4 protein-coding genes and 1 riboswitch are annotated in these 4,490 nt (G+C 32.1%); all 4 genes read left to right on the top strand.

The genetic code is table 11. From position 1 onward, the window contains the following. The first annotated feature begins 200 nt into the window (after positions 1-200). Positions 201-319, top strand: a riboswitch (molybdenum cofactor riboswitch). 154 nt (positions 320-473) lie between these two features. The 4 genes from ACI3VO_RS06945 to ACI3VO_RS06930 all read left to right on the top strand — a co-directional run bounded on the left by ACI3VO_RS06945 (position 474) and on the right by ACI3VO_RS06930 (position 4,459). Then, positions 474-1,511, top strand: a complete 1,038-nt coding sequence (locus ACI3VO_RS06945; RefSeq protein WP_439757209.1) for a molybdopterin-binding protein — start codon at positions 474-476, stop codon at positions 1,509-1,511. Between the two features lie 80 nt (positions 1,512-1,591). Further along, positions 1,592-1,870, top strand: coding sequence for a hypothetical protein (locus ACI3VO_RS06940; protein WP_439757208.1), 279 nt, complete (start codon positions 1,592-1,594; stop codon positions 1,868-1,870). Between the two features lie 78 nt (positions 1,871-1,948). Further along, positions 1,949-3,097: a DUF362 domain-containing protein gene (locus tag ACI3VO_RS06935; protein WP_439757207.1), complete on the top strand. Its 1,149-nt coding sequence runs from the start codon at positions 1,949-1,951 to the stop codon at positions 3,095-3,097. Between the two features lie 93 nt (positions 3,098-3,190). After that, complete coding sequence (locus tag ACI3VO_RS06930; RefSeq protein ID WP_439757206.1) at positions 3,191-4,459, top strand: dihydroorotase; 1,269 nt, start codon at positions 3,191-3,193, stop codon at positions 4,457-4,459. Positions 4,460-4,490: the final 31 nt, after the last annotated feature.

Genomic DNA, 4,490 nt, shown 5'->3' with positions numbered 1-4,490 from the left:
AATAAAAAGTAAAATATATATAAATTATACTACAAATATATGTATATTTGTTGGTAAAATATCAATTTATATGTATAGTTTTGTCTGTTTCAACATGAATTTAGTTTAATATTTTGTATTTTTGTGTATAGATATTGAATATTTGCGATTAAATTGACAAATTATAGTTAAAATGCTACTATTTAATCAAATATACAAATGTTAAACGATTTCTCCGATTTTAGTATTCTAAGGCTATTTTGCTATGAATGTTAAAACGTTAGGGTATATTTAGAAATGAATATGCCTCCTGTTGGAAAGGAGATTTTTTAGAAATCTTCTGCTGTTTAAAGAAGATTTTTCTTTGTCTAAAGATATAATTTTCTTTTAAAACTAAAGTGAAATTTTTTAATATTAAGTAGACATTATAGACAGTCATAAATTAAAACAATGTAAATTACGAAAATAGTTTTGAAAGTTGAGGGTGATGTTGAATGAAATGTGTAAAAACTCAAGATGCTGTTGGACATGTTCTTTGCCACGATATAGTCCAAATAATAAAGGATGTAAAGAAGGATACAGCTTTTAGAAAGGGTCATATAGTGACAGAGGAAGATATTCCTGTTTTACTATCTTTAGGTAAGGATAATCTTTATATTTGGGAAAAAACAGAAGGTATTCTTCATGAAAATGAAGCTGCAGAATACCTTAGAGATATATGTTTAAATGAAAATATGACTGAAACACCTGTTAAAGAGGGTAAAATCGAGATTATCGCAGATGCAGATGGTCTTTTAAAAATAGATGTAGATAGATTAAAAGCAGTAAACAGTCTAGGAGAAATGATGATAGCTACTAGACATACAAATACAATGGTTAAAAAGGGTGATAAGCTTGCTGGAACAAGAATAATACCTCTTTTAATAGAACAAGAAAAAATGGAAAAGGCTAAAGAAGTAGCTGGAGACGAACCTATACTATCGCTACTTCCATATAAAAAGAAAAAAGTCGGCATAGTTACAACTGGAAATGAAGTGTATTATGGAAGAATAAAAGATACTTTTGGTCCTGTCGTAATGGACAAGGTAAAAGCATTTGACGCAGATATAATGGGTCAAGTTATAGTAAACGACGATATGGAAAAAATAACAAAATCAGTTTTAGATTATATAGACCAAGGTGCTGAATTAGTACTATGTACAGGTGGTATGAGTGTAGACCCAGACGATAAGACACCAGGAGCTATAAAGGCTACAGGAGCTAGAATAGTTTCTTATGGAGCACCAGTTCTTCCAGGAGCTATGCTTTTAATAGCTTATTATGAAAAGGATGGAAAACAAGTTCCAATAGTAGGTCTTCCAGGATGTGTAATGTACGCTGCTAGAACTATATTCGATTTAGTTCTTCCTAGAATAATGGCAGACGATATGATAACTGCTGATGATCTAGCTGATTTAGGATTAGGTGGATTATGCTTAAACTGTAAAGTATGTACATTCCCTAATTGTGGATTTGGTAAAGGGGCAAAATAGATTTAGTTGACTATAAAAACCTTCTTTATAGTATTTATACTGTAGGGGAGGTTTAATTTATATAAAGGGAGGATTATACATTGAAATTTGAAGAATTAGATAAAAAATGCCAAGATAATTTAATTGGTAGAATAGAAAGCGCTATATATACGTATTTAGAGTTAAGCCACATGGATGGAGATATAGATCTTCCAAGCCAGGAGGAATACGTAGAGTTTTTCAACTTATATGATGAAGATTACGAGATAGATGAAAATGGAATAGCAAAGAGCATAGTGCCAAATGAGCTTCATAGTAATTACGATGTAGAAATTAAAAACTGCAAAGTTATATTAAAAGTATGTCAAAAAAATGTATAATTATTAATAAATCCCAGTAACATGATTAGTGGGATTTATTTTTGCGATTAATATTAATAGAGAGATTGAAGGTGTAATATGAAACAAGTAAGTATAAGAAAATGCGACAGCTACAATTACGATGTCGTTAGGGCGTCATTTGAAAAATTGATGGATGATATAGGTGGGATTGAGAAATTTATTAGAAGAGGTAGTAGGGTGCTTATAAAACCGAATTTAGTTATAAAAAAATCTCCAGAGGAGGGAGCTACAACTCACCCTGTTTTAGTTAGAATTTTATGTGAGGAGCTTTTAAAGCTAAATTGCAAGGTCGTGATAGCTGAAAGCCCTGGAGGACCTTATAGCAAAAGCATATTAAAGGGAATTTACGATGTATGTGGTATATCTGATGCAGTCAAAGATCTAGATGTAGAGCTAAATTACGATGCATCTGAAACAGAAGTACATAATGGGGAGGCTAAGTATTTAAAAACTATGAAGATAATTACTCCTATAACAAAGGTCGACCATGTTATAAATTTGTGTAAATTAAAAACTCATAAAATGGCAAAGTACACAGGAGGAGTTAAAAATTTATACGGAGTTATAGTCGGAATTCAAAAGGCGGAAATCCACCATAGATTTAAAAAAGAGGAGGAGTTTTGTGAAAATGTATTATTAGATATATGTCAGTACATAAATCCTTCGCTTACAATAATGGATGGTATATACGCTATGGAGGGAGAAGGTCCTACAGCAGGGGATGTTAGAAATGCAAATGTACTTCTAGCTTCTGATAGTCCATATGCACTAGACATAGCTGGATGCAAGCTGATAAATTTAGATCCAAATAAAGTAGGTACAGTTAGAGGATCTATAAAAAGAAATTTAATAAAAAATGATTTTTCAGATATAGAATTTATAGGCGATGATATAGAGAGCTTAGTTATAAAGGATTTTAAAATACCTGTTACAAGCTCTGACTTTAGGCTTTTATCGCTAAAATTTCCAAAGCCGATTGGAGATATAATAGATAAAATAATAACTCCAAAGCCAGTAGTAAAGACAAATGAATGTATAAAATGCGGAAAATGCAGAGAAGTCTGTCCTGCTAAAGTCATAAAGATGACAAAAGATGGTCCAAAGATAGATTTAAAAAACTGCATTAGATGCTATTGCTGCCATGAATTATGTCCTCAAAAGGCGATTTATATAAAGCAAAATATATTTTTTAAATTGATAAAATAAATGAAATAATCTATAAAATAATGTAAAATATTATATAAAAATATATAAAACTGTAGAAAGGAGTATTTAGTAGATAAACTGCTAAAGAAGATTATGATTTTAATAAAAAATGGAAGATTAATAGACCCACTTTCTAAGAGAGATGAGATAGTAGATATAGCTATTGAAAATGACAAAGTAAAACAAATAGCTAAAAATATAAAGGAAGAAGGCTTTGACGAAGTAATCGATGCATCAGGATGTGTAGTATCTCCAGGGCTTATAGATATACATGTACACTTTAGAGATCCAGGACTTACTTACAAAGAGGACATAATAACAGGTGCGAAGGCTGCTGCAAAGGGCGGATTTACAACTGTAGTATGTATGGCAAATACAAAGCCTGTAGTAGACAATGTAGAAACTCTAAAATACGTATTAGACAAGGCCAAGGAAGCTGATATAAATGTACTTCAAGCGTCTACAGTTACAAAAGGGCTTAAAGGAAAAGAGCTTGTAGACTTTGAAGAAATGCTACAAAATGGTGCTGTAGGATTTACAGACGATGGTATCCCTATAAAGCATACTACTGTACTTTACGAGGCTATGAAAAAGGCTAAAGAATTAGACGTACCTATAAGTCTACATGAAGAAAATCCTTCTTTCATAACAAAGGCTGGCGTAAATGACGGTAAGGTATCAAAGGCTCTAGGACTAGAAGGAGGAGCTACTAGCTTAGCTGAAAATGTAATGGTTTCAAGAGACGTAATGATAGCGTTAGAAACAGGTGCTAAAGTAAATATTCAGCATATAAGCTCAAAGACTGCTGTCGATACTGTTAGATTTGCAAAATCTCTAGGAGCAAATGTATTTGCAGAGGCGAGTCCACACCACTTTACATTGACTGAGGATGCAGTTTTAAAACACGGATCACTTGCGAAGATGAATCCTCCACTTAGAACAGAACAAGATAGATTAGCTATAATAGAAGGCCTTAAAGACGATACTATAGAGATAATAGCTACTGACCACGCACCACATTCTGAAGAAGAAAAACAAAAAGAGCTTACACTATGTCCAAGTGGTATAACAGGACTTGAAACATCTCTAGGTCTTGGTGTAACTAACCTAGTTAAAACAGGCCACTTAGATTTAATGCACTTACTAGAAAAGATGACTATAAATCCTGCTAAGCTATACAAGCTAGACAGAGGATTTATAAAAGAAGGAGCTTTTGCCGATATAGTAATATTCAATGAAGATGAAAAATGGGAAGTAAAGGACTTTGCATCTAAATCAAAAAATACACCATTTATAGGCGAAATTTTAGATGGAAAAATAAAATACACAATAAGCGAAGGTAAAGTAGTTTATAGAGGATAAAGAAGCAAAAGTATGCTATAATTTACTTAGC

It is taken from the genome of Intestinibacter sp. (assembly GCF_051866655.1).
Lineage (GTDB): Bacteria > Bacillota > Clostridia > Peptostreptococcales > Peptostreptococcaceae > Intestinibacter.
The sequence above is the reverse complement of the archived record's forward strand: the minus strand, read 5'-3'. Positions and strand labels throughout refer to the sequence as shown.

Excerpts from the sequence above, each read along its gene's own strand:
- ACI3VO_RS06945 (WP_439757209.1), top strand. The coding sequence starts at position 474 with ATGAAATGTGTAAAAACTCAAGATGCTGTTGGACATGTTCTTTGCCAC.
- ACI3VO_RS06935 (WP_439757207.1), top strand. The coding sequence starts at position 1,949 with ATGAAACAAGTAAGTATAAGAAAATGCGACAGCTACAATTACGATGTC.
- ACI3VO_RS06930 (WP_439757206.1), top strand. The coding sequence starts at position 3,191 with ATGATTTTAATAAAAAATGGAAGATTAATAGACCCACTTTCTAAGAGA.